The organism is Streptomyces sp. NPDC058872, assembly GCF_042743065.1.
In the GTDB taxonomy this organism is placed as follows: Bacteria; Actinomycetota; Actinomycetes; order Streptomycetales; family Streptomycetaceae; genus Streptomyces.
This window is the reverse complement of sequence record NZ_JBHYMK010000075.1, coordinates 1-19,049: the sequence shown is the minus strand read 5'-3', so window position 1 is coordinate 19,049 and position 19,049 is coordinate 1. Positions and strand designations below refer to the sequence as shown.

19 protein-coding genes and 1 tRNA gene are annotated in these 19,049 nt (G+C 72.1%); 9 read left to right on the top strand and 11 right to left on the bottom strand.

From position 1 onward, the window contains the following. Nucleotides 1-13: 13 nt before the first annotated feature. Nucleotides 14-703 (bottom strand): histidine phosphatase family protein, encoded by a 690-nt coding sequence (locus ACFW22_RS31935; RefSeq protein WP_386411462.1) that lies wholly within the window; start codon nucleotides 701-703, stop codon nucleotides 14-16. A gap of 53 nt (nucleotides 704-756) precedes the next feature. Here ACFW22_RS31935 and ACFW22_RS31930 point away from each other — a divergent pair, with 53 nt between their 5' ends. Then, nucleotides 757-1,749: a magnesium and cobalt transport protein CorA gene (locus ACFW22_RS31930; RefSeq protein WP_386411460.1), complete on the top strand. Its 993-nt coding sequence runs from the start codon at nucleotides 757-759 to the stop codon at nucleotides 1,747-1,749. A 15-nt stretch (nucleotides 1,750-1,764) separates the two neighbouring features. Here ACFW22_RS31930 and ACFW22_RS31925 read toward each other — a convergent pair whose 3' ends face one another. After that, nucleotides 1,765-2,550, bottom strand: a complete 786-nt coding sequence (locus ACFW22_RS31925) for a ferritin-like domain-containing protein (protein WP_386411458.1) — start codon at nucleotides 2,548-2,550, stop codon at nucleotides 1,765-1,767. 366 nt (nucleotides 2,551-2,916) lie between these two features. Continuing rightward, nucleotides 2,917-3,966, bottom strand: coding sequence for an LLM class F420-dependent oxidoreductase (locus ACFW22_RS31920; protein ID WP_386411456.1), 1,050 nt, complete (start codon nucleotides 3,964-3,966; stop codon nucleotides 2,917-2,919). A 129-nt stretch (nucleotides 3,967-4,095) separates the two neighbouring features. Here ACFW22_RS31920 and ACFW22_RS31915 point away from each other — a divergent pair, with 129 nt between their 5' ends. Then, nucleotides 4,096-5,073: an aldo/keto reductase gene (locus ACFW22_RS31915; RefSeq protein WP_386411454.1), complete on the top strand. Its 978-nt coding sequence runs from the start codon at nucleotides 4,096-4,098 to the stop codon at nucleotides 5,071-5,073. Then, on the top strand, nucleotides 5,070-7,232 hold the full coding sequence (locus ACFW22_RS31910; RefSeq protein ID WP_386411452.1) for a helix-hairpin-helix domain-containing protein: 2,163 nt from the start codon (nucleotides 5,070-5,072) through the stop codon (nucleotides 7,230-7,232). Before ACFW22_RS31915 ends, ACFW22_RS31910 begins: the two co-directional genes overlap by 4 nt. Nucleotides 7,233-7,317: 85 nt before the next feature. On the opposite strand, the gene ACFW22_RS31905 is transcribed toward ACFW22_RS31910, so the two are convergent. Then, nucleotides 7,318-7,980 carry a hypothetical protein gene (locus ACFW22_RS31905; RefSeq protein ID WP_386411450.1) on the bottom strand — a complete coding sequence of 221 codons (663 nt, stop codon included), beginning with the start codon at nucleotides 7,978-7,980 and terminating at the stop codon, nucleotides 7,318-7,320. Nucleotides 7,981-8,027: 47 nt separating this feature from the next. Between ACFW22_RS31905 and ACFW22_RS31900 the strand changes: the two genes are divergently transcribed. After that, nucleotides 8,028-8,216 carry a DUF5703 family protein gene (locus ACFW22_RS31900; RefSeq protein ID WP_030692832.1) on the top strand — a complete coding sequence of 63 codons (189 nt, stop codon included), beginning with the start codon at nucleotides 8,028-8,030 and terminating at the stop codon, nucleotides 8,214-8,216. A gap of 73 nt (nucleotides 8,217-8,289) precedes the next feature. Here ACFW22_RS31900 and ACFW22_RS31895 read toward each other — a convergent pair whose 3' ends face one another. The 3 genes from ACFW22_RS31895 to ACFW22_RS31885 form a co-directional block, all read right to left on the bottom strand. Beyond that, nucleotides 8,290-9,081 carry a chaplin family protein gene (locus ACFW22_RS31895; RefSeq protein ID WP_386411447.1) on the bottom strand — a complete coding sequence of 264 codons (792 nt, stop codon included), beginning with the start codon at nucleotides 9,079-9,081 and terminating at the stop codon, nucleotides 8,290-8,292. Between the two features lie 139 nt (nucleotides 9,082-9,220). Beyond that, entirely contained in the window at nucleotides 9,221-9,454 is a 234-nt protein-coding gene (gene chpH / locus ACFW22_RS31890; RefSeq protein WP_015032475.1) for a chaplin ChpH, read from the bottom strand. Nucleotides 9,455-9,582: 128 nt separating this feature from the next. Next, on the bottom strand, nucleotides 9,583-10,908 hold the full coding sequence (locus tag ACFW22_RS31885; RefSeq protein ID WP_386411445.1) for a M20/M25/M40 family metallo-hydrolase: 1,326 nt from the start codon (nucleotides 10,906-10,908) through the stop codon (nucleotides 9,583-9,585). 212 nt (nucleotides 10,909-11,120) lie between these two features. On the opposite strand from ACFW22_RS31885, the gene ACFW22_RS31880 reads away from it, so the two are divergent. Both ACFW22_RS31880 and ACFW22_RS31875 read left to right on the top strand, forming a co-directional pair. After that, nucleotides 11,121-11,208 (top strand) — tRNA-Leu (locus ACFW22_RS31880). Nucleotides 11,209-11,259: 51 nt separating this feature from the next. Further along, complete coding sequence (locus tag ACFW22_RS31875) at nucleotides 11,260-12,186, top strand: pseudouridine synthase (RefSeq protein WP_386411443.1); 927 nt, start codon at nucleotides 11,260-11,262, stop codon at nucleotides 12,184-12,186. Here ACFW22_RS31875 and ACFW22_RS31870 read toward each other — a convergent pair. The 4 genes from ACFW22_RS31870 to ACFW22_RS31855 all read right to left on the bottom strand — a co-directional run bounded on the left by ACFW22_RS31870 (nucleotide 12,170) and on the right by ACFW22_RS31855 (nucleotide 16,346). Next, nucleotides 12,170-12,799 (bottom strand): MBL fold metallo-hydrolase, encoded by a 630-nt coding sequence (locus tag ACFW22_RS31870; protein ID WP_386411441.1) that lies wholly within the window; start codon nucleotides 12,797-12,799, stop codon nucleotides 12,170-12,172. The two genes, ACFW22_RS31875 and ACFW22_RS31870, sit on opposite strands and share 17 nt — an antisense overlap. Continuing rightward, nucleotides 12,799-13,884, bottom strand: a complete 1,086-nt coding sequence (locus ACFW22_RS31865; protein ID WP_386411439.1) for an S-(hydroxymethyl)mycothiol dehydrogenase — start codon at nucleotides 13,882-13,884, stop codon at nucleotides 12,799-12,801. The genes ACFW22_RS31870 and ACFW22_RS31865 overlap by 1 nt, the downstream gene beginning before the upstream one ends. A gap of 128 nt (nucleotides 13,885-14,012) precedes the next feature. Then, entirely contained in the window at nucleotides 14,013-15,467 is a 1,455-nt protein-coding gene (locus ACFW22_RS31860; protein WP_386411437.1) for an amino acid permease, read from the bottom strand. 177 nt (nucleotides 15,468-15,644) lie between these two features. After that, nucleotides 15,645-16,346, bottom strand: a complete 702-nt coding sequence (locus tag ACFW22_RS31855) for a FadR/GntR family transcriptional regulator (RefSeq protein ID WP_386411435.1) — start codon at nucleotides 16,344-16,346, stop codon at nucleotides 15,645-15,647. A 161-nt stretch (nucleotides 16,347-16,507) separates the two neighbouring features. Between ACFW22_RS31855 and ACFW22_RS31850 the strand changes: the two genes are divergently transcribed. The 3 genes from ACFW22_RS31850 (at nucleotide 16,508) to ACFW22_RS31840 (ending at nucleotide 19,013) form a co-directional block, all read left to right on the top strand. Beyond that, nucleotides 16,508-17,032: a gluconokinase gene (locus tag ACFW22_RS31850; protein WP_386411433.1), complete on the top strand. Its 525-nt coding sequence runs from the start codon at nucleotides 16,508-16,510 to the stop codon at nucleotides 17,030-17,032. Between the two features lie 95 nt (nucleotides 17,033-17,127). Beyond that, nucleotides 17,128-18,525 carry a gluconate:H+ symporter gene (locus tag ACFW22_RS31845; RefSeq protein ID WP_386411431.1) on the top strand — a complete coding sequence of 466 codons (1,398 nt, stop codon included), beginning with the start codon at nucleotides 17,128-17,130 and terminating at the stop codon, nucleotides 18,523-18,525. Between the two features lie 50 nt (nucleotides 18,526-18,575). Beyond that, a complete protein-coding gene (locus ACFW22_RS31840; protein ID WP_386411429.1) occupies nucleotides 18,576-19,013 on the top strand; it encodes an ASCH domain-containing protein in 438 nt (145 codons plus the stop codon). Nucleotides 19,014-19,049 lie beyond the last annotated feature (36 nt).

Here is a 19,049-nt window from a genome sequence, read left to right as displayed (position 1 = left end):
CTGCGCAAAGGGATCACGGTGCGCCCGCACCGCCACCGACCTCGGCCGTCCCCCTGCCATCGGGGTGCTCGCGTGGCGCGAAACCGGCGAAGTCCCCGGTGTCGCCGAGGCGGAGGAGGAAGGGGCGCACCCGGGTGTAGCGAATCGCGCTGACCGAGCAGGGGTCGACGTGGAGGCGTTGGAAGAGGTCCAGGTGGAGGCCGAGCGCATCGGCGACGATCGCCTTCACGATGTCGCCGTGGGAACACATGAGGTACGTGGCGTCCTCGCCGTGCTCGGCCTCGATCCGGACGTTCCACTCCCGCACGGCCTCGACGGCGCGGTGTTGCATGGCGCGCATGGACTCGCCGCCCGGGAAGGCGGCGGCGGAGGCGTGCGCCTGGACGACCTCCATCAGGGGCTCGCCGTTGAGTTCGGACAGCTTGCGACCGGACCAGTCTCCGTAGTCGCACTCGCTGATCCGCTCCTCGACGTGGAGCGGAAGGTCCGGGCGGGCGTCGAGGAGCGGGCCCAAGGTCTCCCGGCAGCGCTGGAGGGGGCTGGTGACGGCGGCGGCGAGCGGGACGTCCGCGAGGCGCCCGGGCAGCGCGGCGGCCTGCCCGGCGCCGCGCCCGTCGAGCGCGATCCCGGGCAGGCGCCCGGCGAGGACCCCGGAGGTGTTGGCGGTGGAACGTCCGTGCCGGACGAGGATCAACGTGGCCATGGGCGCCAGCGTAGAGCGCCGCACGCGTGCGGCGCGCTGCCGTACGGGGGACAATGCGCCGCGTGATCGTGGACTCTGCCATCTACCGGGACGGGCGCCGCACGGACGGCCCCGCCGACCTCTCGCACGCCCTGGCGGAGGCACGGGCGACGGGGGACGCCTTCCTCTGGGTCGGGCTGCACGAACCCTCCGCGGCGGAGTTCGACCACGTCGCCTCGGAGTTCGCGCTGCACCCGCTGGCCGTCGAGGACGCCTTGAAGGCCCACCAGCGGCCCAAGCTGGAGGTGTACGACGACTCGCTCTTCGTCGTGCTCAAGCCGATCGTGTACGAGCCGCAGAGCGACCGGGTCTCCTCCGGCGAACTGATGGTGTTCATGGGCGACTCGTTCGTGGTGACGGTCCGGCACGGCGAGGGGGCGCCGCTGGCGGAGGTGCGCCGACGCCTGGAATCCGATCCGGAGGTCCTGAAGCACGGCCCCACGGCGGTGCTGTACGCGGTGGGCGACGCGATCGTGGACCACTACCTGGACGTGGCGGGCGAGCTCCAGGTGGACCTGGAGCAGCTGGAGGCGGACGTCTTCGCACCCAGCGGGGGCAATCCTGCCAACACCGCGGAACGGATCTACACGGCGAAGCGGCAGGTGCTGGAGTTCCGGCGGGCGAGCGGTCCGCTGGCGGGACCGATGGCCCGGCTGACGGCCGGTTCGGTGCCGTTCGTGAACGAACGTTCCCAGCCGTTCTTCCGGGACGTCAACGACCACCTGTTGCGTTCCAACGAACAGGTGGAGGGGCTCGACCGGCTCCTCTCCGACGTGCTCTCGGCCCATCTGGCGCAGATGGGGGTGCGGCAGAACGACGACATGCGGAAGATCTCCGCCTGGGCGGCCATGGCCGCGGTCCCCACGATGGTCGCGGGGATCTACGGAATGAACTTCGCGCACATGCCGGAGTTGCACTGGGTCGGCTCGTACCCGGTGGTGATCGTGTTGATGGCGGGGATCGTCGCCGCGCTGTACCGGGCGTTCAAGCGGCGCGGCTGGATGTGACGCCGGGTTCCGCCCTCAGAGGGCGGGGGCGGGGGCCCCGGCGCCGCCGAGGGCGTTCCGGCGGTCAGGCATCTTCAGGTCGACCATCCGGTGCCAGCCCGCGGCCCGCTCCCACACGTACATGCCGTGGATCCCCGCGGCGAGGGCGAGCGCCTTGGGCTTGGACCAGCCCAGGATCCGGCCCATGTGGCGCATGACGGCGAGGCTGACGTCGCGGTAGACCCGGATCTCGGCGAGGGCCGACTCCCGCAGGGTCCGCTGGATGAGGCGGCCGTGGCCCTGGCGGGCGAGCCCGAGCAGTTCCTCGTGGCAGTAGGCGAGGTGGTTGGCCTCGTCGTCGTCGATCATGTGGATGGCCCTGCCCAGTTCCGGGTGGTCCCCGAAGTACGTGACGAGCATGTCCATCTGGTCGGCGGCGCGCTGCTCGGTGACCCGGCTGTGGGCGAGGTAGACGATGACGTCCTCCTCGGTGAGCGGCCGGTCGGCGCGGAGCTTCTCGTGCGCCAGGCCGATGCCGCCCCGCTCCAGCAGCATCGTGTAGTCGGTGTCGGGGGGCACCGGAACGGGTTCGAGGCCGCGCTTCTTCATCAGGGCGTTGAAGATCCGGCCGTGCTTGTCCTCGTCGGCGCCGTGCCGGGTGATCTTGGGCGCGAGCGCGCGCATGCCGGGTGCGACGAGGGCCGCGATCCGGGCGTTCTCCCAGCCGCCCTGGGACTCGCCGCTCGCCGCGATGGAGCAGAAGAGCCGGAAGGACTCGTCGTTGTCGATGATTTCCTGGAACAGCCCCTTGGCCGTGAGCATCGCCGCCACCTCCGAGCGGACGTCCACACTCCGGTACGTCCGAGGAGGTCAGTCAAGTGGGCTCCCGGGCGGTGGGCAACACGAGCGCCCGGGCGCTCGGCCGAAGGAGTGACAAACGGGGCCGTAACCGAAGGCCCGGCGGCGCGTTGTGCTGCATGACGGCCGTGGCGGGGAAGACCCCCGAGCCCCCACCACGGCCGCAGGCTTTTCGAGGAGCGCCACGTGACCCGCGGTGGGCCGGCACGCGAGGCCGGGGGCGGTGCACCGCACGACGGCGGGCCGCCCCCGCACCGGACGCATCCGCCCGGCCCGTCCGTGCTGCGGGGTGGTGCAGCGGTGCGCCCGCCGGGGACGGCGGGGCGGTGCTCAGACCAGCCCGGCCCGCTCCGCGGCCTCGACTCCGGCGCGCAGGGCCGCCAGCCGTTCGTCGAGGGTGAAGCCGGCCGGTGCGAGCGTGAGGGTGGTGACACCGGCCTCCGCGTAGGCCGTCATCCGCTCGGCGATCCGCTCGACGGACCCCAGCAGGGCCGTCTGGTCGATCAGGGACTGGGGCACCGCGGCAGCGGCCCCCGCCTTGTCGCCGGCCAGGTACTTGTCCTGGATCTCGGCGGCCTCCTTCTCGTACCCCATGCGCCGCGCGAGCTGGTTGTAGAAGTTCTGCTTGCGGCTGCCCATGCCCCCGACGTACAGCGCGGTGTACGGGCGGAAGACGTCGGCGAGCGCGTCGACGTCCTCGCCGAGGGCCAGCGGCAGGGTCGGGCAGACGTCGAAGCCGTCCATGGTCAGTCCGGCCTTCTCCCGGCCCGCGCGCAGGTGGCGCAGCGCGGTCTCCTCCAGGTGCTCGGCGGAGGGGAAGATCAACAGCGCGCCGTCGGCGATCTCGCCGGTCTGCTCCAGGTTCTTGGGACCGATGGCGGCGATGTAGAGCGGGATGTGCTCGCGCTGCGGGTGGACGGTGAGCTTGATGGGCTTTCCGGGGCCGCCGGGGAGCGGCAGGGTCCAGTGCTCGCCCTCGTAGCTGAGCCGCTCCCGGGTCATCGCCTTGCGGACGATCTCGACGTACTCGCGGGTCCGGGCGAGCGGCTTGTCGAACTTCACGCCGTACCAGCCCTCGGAGACCTGGGGCCCCGAGACCCCCAGACCGAGGCGGAAGCGACCGCCACTGAGCGAATCGAGGGTGGCGGCCGTCATCGCCGTCATCGCCGGCTGACGGGCCGGGATCTGCATGATCGCGGAACCGACGTCGATCCGCTCGGTCTTCGCCGCCACCCAGGAGAGGACCGTGGGGGCGTCGGAGCCGTAGGCCTCGGCGGCCCAGCAGACGTCGTAGCCGAGGCGGTCCGCCTCCTGGGCGACGGCGAGGTTGTCGCCGTCCATGCCGGCGCCCCAGTAGCCGAGGTTGATGCCGAGCCGCATTCCACGCACCCCTTACCCATCGGTAACGTCCCTGTGGGCGGGACTCTAGCGCGCGCACCGGGCATCCGTCAGGAAGCCGTTGCCCACGGGTTCTCTCCGCGTGCTGTCATGGCCAGTACTCTCGCGGCCATGGAGCAGAGGCATCTCGGACGGACCGGCCTGCGCGTGTCGCGCATCGGACTCGGCACCCTCACCTGGGGGCGGGACACCGACGAGCACGACGCCGCGGAGCAGTTGAAGTCGTTCTGGGACGCGGGCGGCACACTCGTGGACACCGCCGACGTGTACGGCGGCGGCGAGGCGGAGCACCTGCTCGGACGCCTGATGGAGCGCCTGGTGCCCCGGCACGACCTCGTCCTGTCCACCAAGGCGGGCAGCGTCCCGGACCCCGACCGTCGCACGGACGGCTCGCGCGGCCACCTCCTCGCCGCCCTCGACGCCTCGCTCGCCCGGCTGGGCACCGACCACGTGGACCTCTGGCAGCTCCACGCCTTCGACCCGTACACGCCCCTGGAGGAGTCGCTCCAGGCCCTCGACATCGCGGTGCGCAGCGGTCGGGCGCGGTACGCGGGCGTGGCGAACTTCTGCGGCTGGCAGCTCGCCAAGGCGGGCACCTGGCAGCTCGGCGGCGACCGGACCCGGCTCGCCGGTGCCCAGCTCGAGTACTCGCTGCTCCAACGGGGCGTCGAGCGCGAGGTGCTGCCGGCCGCGCTGGACCTGGGGATGGGCCTGTTGCCCTCCTCGCCGCTCGGGCGCGGGGTGCTGACGGGGAAGTACCGCAGCGGCACCCCGGCGGACTCGCGGGGCGCCTCGGAGACCATGGCCCCGTTCGTGGAGCCGTACCTGGACGAGGCGGCGAGCCGCATCGTGGACGCGGTGGCCACGGCGGCCGACGGGCTCGCGACGACCCCGCTCCACGTCGCGCTCGCCTGGGTGCGGGACCGCCCCGGAGTGGCCGCACCGATCGTCGGCGCGCGCACGGCACGGCAGCTCACGGCCGCTTTGTCGGTGGAGGCCCTTAGTCTTCCTGACGAGATCTGTCGGGCGCTGGACGACGTGTCGGCGCCCGTGCACCGCTATCCGGATCACGACTGGAGCACCTTGTGACCGAGCCTTCCGGGGAGACCGCGCCCGAGGCCGTGGAGCCCGCCGAGGACCAGCAGGAGGGAGCCGTCGAGGCGCAGGGCACCGACGCCGACGGGGAGCCCGCCGCGCGGGCGACGCCGCCCGGGGAACCGGGCTCAGCCGAGGAGTCGGGTGCGGCCGACGGCTCCGACGCGCCCGGAGTGAGCGAGGCCCAGGCCGAACTGGCCGCGCAGCGCGAACTGCGGGCGAAGATCGAGGCGCGGAAGGCCGGGCGGGACGGCCCGGTTGTGAGCGGCGCCAAGCTCAGCGGCACGGCGGCCGACCTCTTGGCGGCGGTCCGGGCCGTGGAGGGGGGTGCCGCACCGGCCGGCACGTTCTCCGGCGGGGCCGTCGAGCCCGAGCCCCGCCGCCCCGCCGCCGAGACGCCCCCCACCACGACCGTGCGCCCCTCCGTCCCGGAGCGCGCCGCGGACCCTTCCCCCACCGCCACGGCCGCGGTGCGCACGGTGCTCGTCGAAGGGGGCGCTCCGGAGGCGCTGGCGGCCCGGGCCGTCGCCGCGCTCGGCGAGGGCGCGGCCGCGGCGCTGCGCGAGGACCCCTGGCAGCTGCTGGCGGTGCCCGGGGTCCGGCCGGAACAGGCCGACGGTTTCGCACGGGCGCTGCTCGGCCCTGCCTGCGGCCCCGACGACCCGCGCCGGACGGTCGCCCTGACCGTGTGGCTGCTGGAGCGGGCCGCCCTCCAGGGGCACACCGCCCTGGAGGTCCGGACCGTCTGCGCCGGGCTCGCCGAGCACGCGGTGCCCGATCCCGAGCGGGCCGTGGGGTCGGCGGTCTCCGAGGGCGCGGTCCTCCTCTTCCAGGAGGAGGACGAGACGGCCCCGGGGGTCGATGCCGCCGAGCACGCCGAGGAGCAGGCGGAAGGGCCCGCCGCGCCGGAGGGGCCGGGTGCACCCGTGCTGCTCGGCCTGGACCGGTACGCACTGGCGGAGGAGAGCCTGGCGGAGGGCTTCGCCCGGCTGGTGCGGACGGCGGAGGCGGACGTCTGGGAGGGCGACGAGCTGGAGCGCGCCGCCGGTGCGCACGGTCTGGTGCTGCACACCGGCGGCGAGGCCGCCCGCGCCGAGCCGGTGGCACTGGCGGCGACCGCCCGTGACCGGGGACTGCGCACCCTGGTGGCCGTCCACGGCGAGGGTGCGCGACGCGCCCTCGCCGCTGCGGGCACGGAGGCGGTGACGGTCGCCGCCGTGCTGTCGGGGGCGGCGGGTCCGGGCCGGGACGAGGACGGCGCCCTCGCCCTCGACCTGCTCGTGGTGCTCGACGCGCCCCAGCTGGACGTGGAGACCGGCGTCGGGCTCGTGGAGTCCCTGCCGGACGGCTGCCGTCTCGTGCTGAGCGGCGATCCCGAGGTGCTCGGCGCGCCGGGGGCCGGCCGGGTCTTCGCGGACCTGCTGGCGGCGCGGGTGTGCCCGCGGGTCGCCTCGCGCCTCCCCGATCCGGGACCGCTCGGCGAACTGGTGTCGGGGATCGGGATCGGCGAGCTGAACCAGGTCGAGGCCCCCGGCAAGGAGGTCGTGATCGTGCCGGTGCGGGACGCGGGCGAAGCGGTGCACCGTGCGGTCCAACTGGTGGCGGACTCGGTGCCGCGGGTGATCGGGGTACCGCCCGAGGAGACGCAGGTGGTCACCGTCGGCCACGGCGGTTCCGCCGGTACGCGTGCGCTGAACACCGCCCTGAAGCAGCGGCTCAACCCCGGGCCCGGCCGGTTCGGCGGCTACGACCCCGGGGACCGGGTGGCGTACACGCCGGCGCCGGGACGGACGGTGACGGGCACGGTCCTGTCGGCCGGTGCCGAAGGGCTGCGGCTGCGCTGCGGGGACGAGGATCTCCTCGTGCCGGGGGAACGGGTGGCGGCCGTGCTGCGGCACGGCTGGGCGCTCACGGCGCACCAGGCGGGCGGCACCCGTTGGCCCGCAGTGGTCGTGGTGCTGCCCGGGGACGCGGCGGGCGGCCTGAGCCGGCCGTGGGTGTACACGGCCTTCGGGCGGGCGGAGCGCCATCTGTCGGTCGTGCACGGCGTGGAGCAGGCCCTGGTGCGTGCGGTGGCCGAGGGGATCGCCCCGGAGCCCACGACACGGCTCCGCCCCCTGCTGGAAGGACTGCTGGCCGCCGAGGCGGGTTAGCGTCCGGAGGGGAGGGCGCAAGGACGGGGCGGGGCGCCACGCGCGGGCGCCCCGCCCCTCCTCCCCCTCGTTCCGTCTCGCTCCGTCAGCTTTCCGCGCCGCGGACCACCACGGGCTCGGGCTCGGGCTCGTCGTCCTCGTCGAAGACGGAGCTGACGTCGAAGCGGCAGACGATGCGCTCCGGATCGGCCTGGTCGAAGGGGGCGTTGAGCCACTCCCCCGGTTCCGGGAGTTCCTCGGCCGCGGTGACCCAGAGCGTGGAGTCGCCCTCCTCAAGACCGAAGTCCTTGTGCCGGGAGGCGATCTCGTCCGGTTCGTACTCGTTGAAGAGCACGCCGAGCGCGGCCAGCGGCGAGAGGCCGGCCCGGGCCGCCGCCCGGGCGGCGGCCTCGTCGCCGTCGAGCGCGGCGACCCGACGCGCCTGGGCGAGCAGCCGCTGTGGTTCGGCCACGGCGTAGTCGCGGCGGATCAGGAGGCTGACGGCATGGGGCTCGTCAGGTCCGGCGTAGGGCGGCAGGGCGCCGTCGGCTCCGGGGATCTCGAAGGGCGTGACCTCGTCGTAACGGTCGTAGAGGATCTCGTCGTAGGCCTCGGCGGCAGCGGCGAGGTCGTTGAAGGCTTCGTAGACGGCCGTGTCGTCGTCCCCCGTGCGGCGTTCGACCGCCGCGAGGTGGCGGTCCAGTGCGGTCTTGACCGCCTCTGCGGCGGCACGTACCTCGGCAGCGGTGGGCTGCGCAGCATCAGACATGGGACAGACGCTATCCGTACCTGGCCGGTGCCCGCACAATAGATGCGATGCCGGAATACGAATTCGTCGACGTGTACGTGCCGCGCGGTGTCTCCCGCAAGGAGGCCGCACGGCTGCTGACCGACCATGCCGAGTACGGACACTGGGAGTTGGACCGTCTGAGCCTGCACCGGGACGGGAGCCGCAGAGTACGGCTGAAGCGGCGGATCATCCGCCAGGTCCGGGCGACCTGGTAGCAGGAACCATTCCACGAGAAGGGGCCCCGCGGTGTGCGGGGCCCCCGTGCGTGGCGGACGCGTCCGGCGGGGCTCAGGCCGCGGCGCGGGCCCGGCGGTAGATCAGCGAACCGGCGAGCAACAGCCCGGCACCGGCGGGAACGATCAGGCCGAGCGGACCGGCGCCCGTGTCGGCGAGTTCCTCCATGGCACGCGGCTGGGTGACGACCTGCGCACCGGGAGTGTTCGGCCCGCTCTCGTTGCCCGGCTGTCCGGGGGTCCCGGGGGTGCCCGGGTTCTCGGGGGTGCCGGGGTTGCCCGGGGTGCCGGGGGTCTCGGGGGTGCCGGGGTTCTCGGGGGTGCCCGGGTTCTCGGGGGTGCCGGGGTTGCCCGGGGTGCCCGGGTTCTCGGGAGTGCCCGGGTTCTCGGGGGTACCAGGGGTCTCCGGCGTCTCCTCCCCGTACCCCGTGTCCCCGCCGTTCGTGCAGTCGTTGCCCGCGGCGGCGTTGCCCAGGCCGACTCCCGTGACGCCGTTGCCGCACGCGTTCACCGGCACGTCGATCGGCACCTGGACGTTGTTGCCGGAGCCCACGCCGGGAGAGTCACCGGTGTGCGCTCCGGCGGAGGAACCGCTTCCCGACGGGGAGGTGTTGGCACAGCTGTTGCCCATCGCCGGGTTGAGCAGCCCGACGACGTTGACGGTGTTTCCGCAGGCGTTCACCGGTACGTGCACCGGGACCTGGACGGAATTTCCGGACGCGACGCCCGGGGAATGGGCGGCCGTACCGTAGGCGCCGGAGTCGGCCTGGGCGTAGCCGCCGACGGCGGCGAAGACGCCTCCGGCTGCCGCGACGGTGATGAGACCCTTGCGTGTGACCTGTCGCATAGTTCGTTTCCTGCCTGCTCGGCTTCGAAGGAGTGCCACCGGGCGAAGCGCCCGGGGCGGAAATGGCCACCGGCCCCGGAGTGCATGGCACGCACTCCGGGGCCGGCCGGCTCACACCCTCACGGGGCGAGGCACAACGTCAGGCGTTGACGCAGGTGTTGCCGAAGGCGGGGTTCAGCAGGCCGATCACGGAGACCGTGTTGCCGCACACGTTCACGGGGACGTGAACGGGAACCTGGACGACGTTGCCCGAGAGCACGCCGGGGGAACCGATGGCGGCACCCTGGGCACCCGCGTCGGCAACAGCCATGCCCGCGCCCGCGAGAACGAGACCGCCGGTGGCAGCCGCAGCAGCGACGACCTTCTTGATCATTATTCCTCCTAGTTGGCAATGCGGTCCCAGCCGCGGACCGCACCACCTGTAACGAGGGGGAGTGGTGGGAGCTACGAGCCCCCCGGCGCATTCACCCTTTCCGGTCACGGGCAAACGCGTGGTCGAATTCAGCAGGCGTCGAGGAAGCGGTCCAGGACGCGGACGCCGAACGTGAGGCCGTCGACCGGGACGCGCTCGTCCACGCCGTGGAACATGCCCGCGAAGTCGAGCTCGGGCGGCAGCTGGAGCGGAGCGAAGCCGAAGCAGCGGATGCCGAGGTCGTCGAAGGACTTGGCGTCGGTACCGCCGGACAGCATGTACGGCACGGCGCGTGCGATCGGGTCCTCGGCGCGCAGCGCCAGCTGCATGGCGTCCACCAGCGAGCCGTCGAAGCTGGTCTCCAGGGCCTTGTCCCCGTGCACGTCCTCGCGCTTCACCCGGGGGCCGAGGATCCGGTCGAGGTCGGCCAGGAACTCCTCCTCGTACCCGGGCAGGAAGCGGCCGTCGACGTGCGCGGTGGCCTGGCCGGGAATCACGTTCACCTTGTAGCCGGCGCCGAGCATGGTGGGGGCCGCCGAGTTGCGGAGGGTGGCCCCGACCATCTTGGCGATGCCGCCCAGCTTGGCCAGGGTGGCGTCCATGTCCTCGGGGTCGAGCGGGGTGCCCAGGGCGTCGGAGAGCTCGTCCAGGAAGGACCGCACGGTCTTGGTGACCCTCACCGGCCACTGGTGGCGGCCGAGGCGGCCCACCGCCTCGCAGAGCTCGGTGATGGCGTTGTCGTCGTTGGTCATGGAGCCGTGGCCGGCCGTCCCCTCGACGGTGAGCCGCATCCAGTGCATGCCCTTCTGTGCGGTCTCGACCAGGTAGAGCCGCAGGTTCTCGTTGACCGTGAAGGAGAAGCCGCCGACCTCGCCGATCGCCTCCGTGACCCCGTCGAAGAGGTCCCGGTGCTTGTCGACGAGGTGCCGGGCGCCGTAGGTGCCGCCGGCCTCCTCGTCGGCGAGGAAGGCGAGGACGACGTCACGCGGGGGCTTGCGCCCGCTGCGCAACCTGTCCCGCACGACCGCGAGGGTCATCGCGTCCATGTCCTTCATGTCGACCGCACCGCGACCCCAGACGCAGCCGTCGGCGACCTCCCCGGAGAAGGGGTGGTGGGTCCAGTCCTCGGCATTGGCCGGGACGACGTCGGTGTGGCCGTGGATGAGGAGGGCCGGACGCGACGGGTCCTCGCCCTCGATCCGGGCCACGGTGGAGGCCCTTCCCCTGTGCGACTCGATGATCTTGGGTTCGAGCCCGACCTCCGCGAGCTTCTCGGCGACGTACTCCGCCGCCGCCCGCTCTCCCGGGCCGGAATGGTCTCCGTAGTTGCTGGTGTCGATGCGGATGAGGTCGCGGCAGAGGTCCACCACCTCGTCCTCGCCGCTGATGCTCCGGGCGGTCTTCGACTCGCTCACGCTGCTTCCTCCCACTACGTGCCCCACGTGATGACTGGTGGTCGCCCCCATCCTCCCGCGCGGCCCCCTCGACGCCCAAGGGCGCCGGTCGACCGGCATCGGGCTGTCGTGCAGCCGCGGGGAGGACGGAAGGGGTGGTGATCGACCCGTCCGAATGTTTGCTATGGTTTTCCTCGTCGGAAGGGCCCAGCGGCCGGGAAGACAGACACCTTGTCCGGGTGGCGGAATGGCAGACGCGCTAGCTTGAGGTGCTAGTGCCCTTTATCGGGCGTGGGGGTTCAAGTCCCCCCTCGGACACCAGCGAAGGACCCCACGTCTCGTGGGGTCCTTCTCGTTACGTCGGTAGGACCGGTGCGGCGCAGAACCAAGGCCCCTTCTTCCCCCCTCCCCCAACGGGACGGGATCGACCCGGTGCGGGTGCGGCTGCCCGAGGACCCCGAGCGGCTCTGGAAGACCGTGCGGGAGCACCTGCTCGACCGCTACGCGGGCGCCATCGGCGCCGAGCGGGTCGAGGAGATGCTGAAGAGCGGCCGTTTCGTGGGGACGGACGGGCCGGTGGACGGGGACGATCCGTACGCTGCGGGGCGGTACGTCTGGTTCCACCGGGATTTCCCCGCCGAGCGGCCCGTCCCCTTCGGGATCGGCGTGGTCTACCGGGACGAACGGATCGTGGTGGCCGACAAGCCGCACTTCCTGGCCACCATGCCACGGGGCCGGCACGTGACCGAGACCCTGCTCGCGCGGCTCCGCAGGGAGCTGGCGCTGCCGGAGCTGCAACCCGCACACCGGCTCGACCGGCTCACCGCGGGGCTGGTGCTCTGCGTCGTGCGGTCCGGCGACCGGGGCGCGTACCAGACGCTGTTCCGGGACCGGGCCGTGCGGAAGGAGTACGAGGCGGTGGCGCCGCACGACCCTGCGGTGGAGCTTCCGGTGACCGTGCGGAGCCGGATCGAGAAGGAGCGCGGGGTGTTGGCCGCCCGGGAGGTGCCCGGTGAGAGCAACGCCGAGAGCCGGATCGAGCTCCTCGCGCACGCCGACGGGATCGGGCGGTACCGCTTGGTTCCGGTCACCGGACGGACCCATCAGCTGCGGGTCCACATGAACCGCCTCGGGCTGCCGATCCTGAACGACCCGATCTACCCGCGGGTCCGCGCGGACGGGCCGGAGGACTTTTCGCGCCCGCTGCACCTGCTGGCGCGGACGCTGGAGTTCACCGACCCGTTCACGGGCGAAGCGGTGCGCTTCGAGAGCCGCTCGACGCTCAGTGGCCCCGGTTGATCCACTCCTGGAGGTGCGGGGCCTCCGCGCCGATCGTGGTGGTGTCGCCGTGGCCCGTGCGCACCACGGTGTCCGCCGGCAGCACGAGGAGCTTCTCGCGGATCGAGTCGACGATCGTCGGGAAGTCCGAGTAGGACCGGCCCGTCGCCCCGGGGCCGCCCCGGAAGAGGGTGTCTCCGGTGAAGACGGTGCCCAGGTCGGGGGCGTACAGGCAGACCGCCCCGGGAGCGTGCCCCGGGGTGTGGAGGACCGTGAGGTCGGTGCCCGCGATGGTGAGGACCTGACCGTCGGCGAGCTCGCCGTCGGGGCTGTGGTCGGGGTGGGTCAGCTTCCACAGCGGCTGGTCGGCCGGGTGGAGCAGGATGCGGGCACCGGTGGCGGCAGCCAGGGCGGGCGCCGCGCCGACGTGGTCGTCATGGGCGTGGGTGCAGACGATCGCGCGCAGGGCTCGGCCGTCGAGGGCGGCGAGGATCGCCTCGGCGTCATGGGCGGCGTCGATGACGACGGCCTCGGTGTCGTCGCCGACGATCCAGACGTTGTTGTCGACCTCCCAGGTGCCGCCGTCGAGGCTGAAGGTGCCGGAGGTGACCAGGTGGTCGATGCGGGCGGCCATCAGAGGACCACCACCGAGCGGAGGACGTCTCCCTCGTGCATGCGGGCGAAGGCCTTCTCGACGTCACCGAGGCCGATGGTCTCGGTGACGAAGGCGCCGAGGTCGATGCGGCCCTGCTGGTGCAGGTCGACGAGCATCGGGAAGTCCCGGGACGGCAGGCAGTCCCCGTACCAGGAGGACTTGAGGGAGCCGCCCCGGCCGAAGACGTCGAGGAGTGGGAGTTCGAGCTTCATGTCGGGGCTGGGGACGCCCACGAGGACGACGGTGCCGGCGAGGTCGCGGGCGTAGAAGGCCTGCCGGTACGTCTCCGGGAGGCCGACGGCCTCGATGACGACGTCGGCACCGAAGCCGCCGGTGAGCTCGCGGACGGCCTCGACGGGGTCGTGGGAACGGGAGTTGACCGTGTGGGTGGCGCCCATCTCTCGGGCCTTCTCCAGCTTCCGGTCGTCGATGTCGACGGCGATGACCTTTGCGGCGCCGGCGAGGCGGGAGCCGACGACGGCCGCGTCGCCGACCCCGCCGCAACCGATGACGGCGACGGTGTCGCCGCGACCGACGTTCCCGGTGTTGAGGGCGGCGCCGATGCCGGCCATGACGCCACAGCCGAGGAGGCCCGCGACTTCGGGGGCGACGGCCGGGTCGACCTTGGTGCACTGGCCCGCGGCGACGAGGGTCTTCTCGGCGAAGGCGCCGATGCCGAGCGCCGGGGAGAGCTCCGTGCCGTCGAGCAGCGTCATCTTCTGCTGGGCGTTGTGGGTGGCGAAGCAGTACCAGGGGCGACCGCGGGTGCAGGCGCGGCAGCTCCCGCAGACGGCGCGCCAGTTGAGGATCACGAAGTCGCCGGGGGCGACGTCGGTGACGCCCTCGCCGACGGATTCGACGATCCCGGCGGCCTCGTGTCCGAGGAGGAAGGGGAAGTCGTCGTTGATCGCGCCCTGCTTGTAGTGGAGGTCGGTGTGGCAGACCCCGCAGGCCTGGACCTTCACGACGGCCTCGCCGGGACCGGGATCGGGGATCACGATGGTCTCGACCCGTACCGGTTCGTTCTTGCCGGGGGCGATGACCCCCTGGACGTGCTGTGGCATCGCGAACTTCCCTTCCTCCGAACGGATCTTGTAAGGCTCCTGCGTACCACTATCTCCTGACAAAAGGCGAGACCCCCGCAGGCCGTGCCCGTGGGGGTCCCGCCGCACCCCGTGGGGGGACTTCGGCCCTACTGCACCGCAGCGCCCTCGCGGACCCGACGGCGGACCAGGAACCAACCGCCGGTCAGGGCAGCCGCGATGAGCGGCAGACAGGCGACGGTGGTGCGGCCGACGCCGCCGTCCATCCACATCAGGACGAGGACGGACGCGAGGAAGCCCAGGGTCACGACCTGGGTGTACGGGGCCCAGGGCAGCGTGTAGCCGGGGCGGGCGACCTTGCCCTGCTCGGCACTGCGCCAGAAGAGCAGGGAGCAGATCATGATCATGGCCCAGGTGCCGATGATGCCGATCGAGGCGAAGTTGAGGACCAGCTCGAAGGCTTCGCCGGGCATGACGTAGTTGAGGACGACGCCGAGGATGCCGAAGCCCGCGGTGAGCAGGATGCCGCCGTAGGGCACGCCGCCCTTGTTCATGACGCCGGTGAACTTGGGCGCGGAGCCGGCCAGCGACATGGAGCGCAGGATGCGGCCGGTGGAGTAGAGGCCCGAGTTGAGGCTGGAGAGGGCGGCGGTGAGGACGACGAGGTTCATCACGCCGGCGGCACCGGGGATGCCGAGCTCGTCGAAGACGGTGACGAAGGGGCTCCGGTCCCCCGAGTAGACGGTGTAGGGGAGGATCAGCGCGAGCAGCACCACCGATCCGACGTAGAAGAGGCCCACCCGCCACATGATCGAGTTGATCGCCTTCGGCATGATCTTCTCGGGGTTCTCGGTCTCGCCCGCGGCGACGCCGCAGAGCTCGACGGAGGCGTAGGCGAAGACGACTCCCTGGATGAGCAGCAGCATTGGCATCACGCCGTGGGGGAAGATGCCGCCGTTGTCGGTGATGTTGGCGAGGCCGGGGGTGTGGCCGCCGACCTCGTGCGAGGTCACGACGAGGAAGACGCCGACGAGCATGAAGACGACCAGGGCGGCGACCTTGACGATCGCGAACCAGAACTCCATCTCGCCGAAGTACTTGACGGAGATGAGGTTGGCGGCGAGCACGACCGCGAGGGCGATCAGGGCGAGCACCCACTGCGGAACGTCGCTGAACATGGCCCAGAAGTGGGCGTAGGTGGCGGCCGCGGTGATGTCGGCGACGGCGGTGGTCGACCAGTTGAGGAAGTAGAGCCAGCCGGCCGTGTAGGCCCCCTTCTCTCCCATGAACTCACGGGCGTAGGAGACGAAGGCGCCGGAGGAGGGGCGGTAGAGCACCAGTTCGCCGAGGGCACGGACCACGAAGAAGGCGAAGACGCCGCAGACGGCGTACGCGATGAAGAGGGACGGGCCGGCCTGGGACATGCGGCCACCGGCACCGAGGAAGAGCCCGGTGCCGATGGCACCGCCGATGGCGATCATGTTGATGTGCCGGGACTTGAGGTCCTTGCGGTATCCGGCGTCGCCGGCGTCGACGTGGGGGGAAGCAGCCGGGTTCGCCGGTGCGGCGGACGGCGGCCCGGCCGCGATGACGCGGTCACTCATGGAGTTGTTCGCCTTCGTGAGGGGGAGCTGTGCGGTGCCCGGCCGTACCTGGCAGGAGGGTGTCCCCGGCACGGCCAGCGCACATCCTCACGGCAACGGCGTGCGACTGACTGTGGCGCATGTCACTGAACGCCCATATTTGAGCTAGTTCAGAGCTTGAAGGGCGATGTGCGGCCCCTAGGGAGCGAGGACGTCCAACTCCCGGAGGGCTCCGAGGGCGATCTGACGGGTGAGTTCCTCCGCGCGGACCGCGTCCCGCTCGCGCACGGCCTCGGCGACCTGGACGTGGAGGGTCACGGCCGCCGGGTCGGGGTCCTCGAACATCACGTGGTGGTGGGTGCGGCCGGTCAGGACTTCGGCGACGACGTCGCCGAGGCGGGCGAACATCTCGTTGCCCGAGGCGTTGAGGACGATCCGGTGGAAGGCGACGTCATGGACGAGGTACTCCTCGAGGCGTCGGCCGCGCGAGGTGGCGACCATCCCGAGGGCCTGTTCGGTGAGCTCGCGACACTGCTCCGGAGTGGCGTGCGCGGCGGCCAGTCCCGCCGCGACGGGTTCGACGGCCGAGCGGAGCACCGTCAGCGAGCGGAGTTGGCGGGGGCGGTCCGCACCCGCCAGGCGCCAGCGGATGACCTGGGGGTCGTACACGTTCCAGTTGGCCGCGGGGAGCACGGTCACGCCGACGCGCCGACGCGACTCGACGAGGTGCATGGACTCCAGGACCCGCACCACCTCCCGGATCACGGTCCGGGACACGTCGAAGCGCTGCGCGAGCTCGTCGGTGCGCAGCACGGTGCCCGGCGGACACTCCCCGGCGGTGATCGCGAGACCCAGGGCGGCGAGGACGTGCGAGTGGAGCCCCTGGGCCGGTGTCGTCATGGTGATCAGCCTATGCGCGCTCCGCCCCGCCCCCCAGCCGGGAATTAAAAGTACTACTTTTACGTCACAGACTCTTGAATACGTCGTACCCAATGGGTTTCATGAGCGCGACGGATCCACCGATGCACCGGATCGATGTCGATGAAGACAGCGAGGCACCCATGAGCACCACCCCCGGCACCACTCCCCCCGTCGTCGTCGTGATGGGCGTCGCCGGAACCGGCAAGACGACGGTCGGTCCGCTGGTCGCGAAGGCGCTCGCCCTCCCGTACGCAGAGGGCGACGACTTCCACCCGGCGGCCAACGTCGCCAAGATGTCGGCCGGCGTTCCCCTGGACGACGCGGACCGGGGGCCCTGGCTCGACGCCATCGGGGAGTGGGCACAGCGCCGGGCCGGGCTCGGTGGGGTGGTGAGCAGCTCCGCGCTGAAGCGGATCTATCGGGACCGGCTGCGCGCCGCCGCTCCCGGGGTCGTCTTCCTGCACCTGACCGGTGACCGGAAGGTGATCGAGGAGCGGATGGCCGCGCGCAAGGGCCACTTCATGCCCGCTGCGCTCCTCGACTCGCAGTTCGCCGTCCTGCAGGACCTGCAGGACGACGAGGCCGGCGTCGCCGTCGACGTCACCGGCACTCCCGAGGAGATCAGCGCCCGGGCCGTCGCCGCACTGCGCGCCCTGGCCGACTGACCCCTCCGCTTCCCTCCAGGTCCCTCCCGCACCGCCGCGCGGCCCGTCGCCGTGCCCCCCGTCCCCCCCTTCCTGCCCGTACGAAGGACACCACCGTGACCAGTCTCAGCGTCGAGGCCCTGGCAGCGGGTGCCGCCGAACCGATCACCTCGGCCGGCAACGCCCAGCTCGGGATCGCCGTACTCGCCGGCATCGCCGTCATCGTCCTGCTCATCACCACGTTTAAGCTGCACGCGTTCCTGGCGCTGACCATCGGGTCGCTCGCGCTCGGCGCGTTCGCCGGCGCACCGCTCGCGGACGCCATCACCTCCTTCACCACCGGCCTCGGCAACACCGTGGCGGGCGTGGGCGTGCTGATCGCCCTCGGAGCGATCCTCGGCAAGTTGCTCGCGGACTCCGGGGGCGCCGACCAGATCGTCGACACGATCCTCGCCCGGGCCGGAGGGCGGGCCATGCCCTGGGCCATGGTCCTCATCGCCTCCGTGATCGGCCTCCCGCTCTTCTTCGAGGTCGGCATCGTGCTGTTGATCCCGGTCGTGCTGCTGGTCGCGAAGCGCGGCAACCACTCCCTGATGCGCATCGGCATCCCGGCGCTCGCCGGCCTCTCCGTGATGCACGGGCTCATCCCGCCGCACCCCGGACCCCTGGTCGCGATCGACGCGGTCGACGCCAACCTCGGCGTCACCCTGGCCCTCGGCCTCGTCGTCGCCGTCCCCACGGTCATCATCGCCGGACCGCTCTTCTCCCGGTACGCCGCGCGCTGGGTGGACGTCCCGGCCCCTGAGAACATGGTCCCCACACGCCCCTCCGAAGACCTGGAGAGGCGTCCCGGCTTCGGCGCGACCGTCGCGACCGTGCTGTTGCCCGTCGCCCTCATGCTGGTCAAGGCACTCGTCGACATCGTCGTGGACGACCCGGCGAACGGCCTGCAGAAGGTCACCGACGTCATCGGGTCGCCGCTGATCGCGCTGCTCGCCGCCGTGCTGGTCGCCCTGTTCACGCTGGGGCGGGCCGCCGGCTTCACCAAGGAACGGCTGTCGTCGACCGTCGAGCGGTCCCTCGCCCCGATCGCGGGCGTACTGATGATCGTCGGAGCGGGCGGCGGCTTCAAGCAGACCCTCATCGACCTCGGCGTGGGCCAGATGATCCTGGACTTCTCCCGGAACTGGTCCATACCGGCGCTGCTGCTCGCCTGGCTGATCGCCGTCGCGATCCGGCTGGCGACGGGCTCGGCCACGGTGGCGACGATCTCGGCGGCGGGGCTGGTGGCTCCACTGGCGGAGGGCATGTCGACCAGCGGGACGGCGCTGCTGGTCCTTGCGATCGGCGCCGGCTCGCTCTTCTTCAGCCACGTCAACGACGCCGGTTTCTGGCTGGTGAAGGAGTACTTCGGCATGTCCGTCGGCCAGACCGTCAAGACCTGGTCGGTGATGGAGACGATCATCTCGGTCGTCGGCATCGTCTTCGTCCTGCTGCTGTCGCTGGTGTTGTAGCCGCGCCGAAACGGGCGGCGGGGCCGGTCGGGGCTGACAGACTGTCGGCCATGACCGGCCCCCACGCGCTCAAGCCGTTCCTCCTCGCCTTCCCCGGCCCGCTCCGGGACCGACTCGTCGCCGCCGTGCTCTCCGGCGAGAAGGTCGCCACGACCGGGCTCCTCGTGGAGTACGAGGTGGAGGACGAAGAACTGCCGGAGGTCGGCGAGCGCTCGGCCGTCGTCGATTCGGACGGTCGCGAGGTCGCGGTCGTGGAGGTCACGGAGGTCCGGGTCCTCCCCCTCGGCGAGGCGGACCTGCGCCTCGCCCTCGACGAGGGCGAGGGGTACCGGTCGGTCGCGGAGTGGCGCGAGGCCCATGAACGCTTCTGGCACGGCGAGGAGATGCGGGAGGGCATCGGGGACCCGGAGTTCACCGTGGACGACGGGACGATGCTGGTGGTGGAGCGGTTCCGGGTGGTGGAGCTCCTCCCCCGCGACGCCGGCTGACGGTCCCGGTCGAGGCGGCCGAGGACTCCCGTCCCC

Bases quoted from the DNA above. Each gene is read 5' to 3' on its own strand.
- ACFW22_RS31935 (WP_386411462.1), bottom strand. From the start codon at position 703: ATGGCCACGTTGATCCTCGTCCGGCACGGACGTTCCACCGCCAACACC.
- ACFW22_RS31930 (WP_386411460.1), top strand. From the start codon at position 757: ATGCGCCGCGTGATCGTGGACTCTGCCATCTACCGGGACGGGCGCCGC.
- ACFW22_RS31925 (WP_386411458.1), bottom strand. From the start codon at position 2,550: ATGCTCACGGCCAAGGGGCTGTTCCAGGAAATCATCGACAACGACGAG.
- ACFW22_RS31920 (WP_386411456.1), bottom strand. From the start codon at position 3,966: ATGCGGCTCGGCATCAACCTCGGCTACTGGGGCGCCGGCATGGACGGC.
- ACFW22_RS31915 (WP_386411454.1), top strand. From the start codon at position 4,096: ATGGAGCAGAGGCATCTCGGACGGACCGGCCTGCGCGTGTCGCGCATC.
- ACFW22_RS31905 (WP_386411450.1), bottom strand. From the start codon at position 7,980: ATGTCTGATGCTGCGCAGCCCACCGCTGCCGAGGTACGTGCCGCCGCA.
- ACFW22_RS31900 (WP_030692832.1), top strand. From the start codon at position 8,028: ATGCCGGAATACGAATTCGTCGACGTGTACGTGCCGCGCGGTGTCTCC.
- ACFW22_RS31895 (WP_386411447.1), bottom strand. From the start codon at position 9,081: ATGCGACAGGTCACACGCAAGGGTCTCATCACCGTCGCGGCAGCCGGA.
- chpH (WP_015032475.1), bottom strand. From the start codon at position 9,454: ATGATCAAGAAGGTCGTCGCTGCTGCGGCTGCCACCGGCGGTCTCGTT.
- ACFW22_RS31870 (WP_386411441.1), bottom strand. From the start codon at position 12,799: ATGGCCGCCCGCATCGACCACCTGGTCACCTCCGGCACCTTCAGCCTC.
- ACFW22_RS31865 (WP_386411439.1), bottom strand. From the start codon at position 13,884: ATGCCACAGCACGTCCAGGGGGTCATCGCCCCCGGCAAGAACGAACCG.
- ACFW22_RS31860 (WP_386411437.1), bottom strand. From the start codon at position 15,467: ATGAGTGACCGCGTCATCGCGGCCGGGCCGCCGTCCGCCGCACCGGCG.
- ACFW22_RS31855 (WP_386411435.1), bottom strand. From the start codon at position 16,346: ATGACGACACCGGCCCAGGGGCTCCACTCGCACGTCCTCGCCGCCCTG.
- ACFW22_RS31850 (WP_386411433.1), top strand. From the start codon at position 16,508: ATGAGCACCACCCCCGGCACCACTCCCCCCGTCGTCGTCGTGATGGGC.
- ACFW22_RS31840 (WP_386411429.1), top strand. From the start codon at position 18,576: ATGACCGGCCCCCACGCGCTCAAGCCGTTCCTCCTCGCCTTCCCCGGC.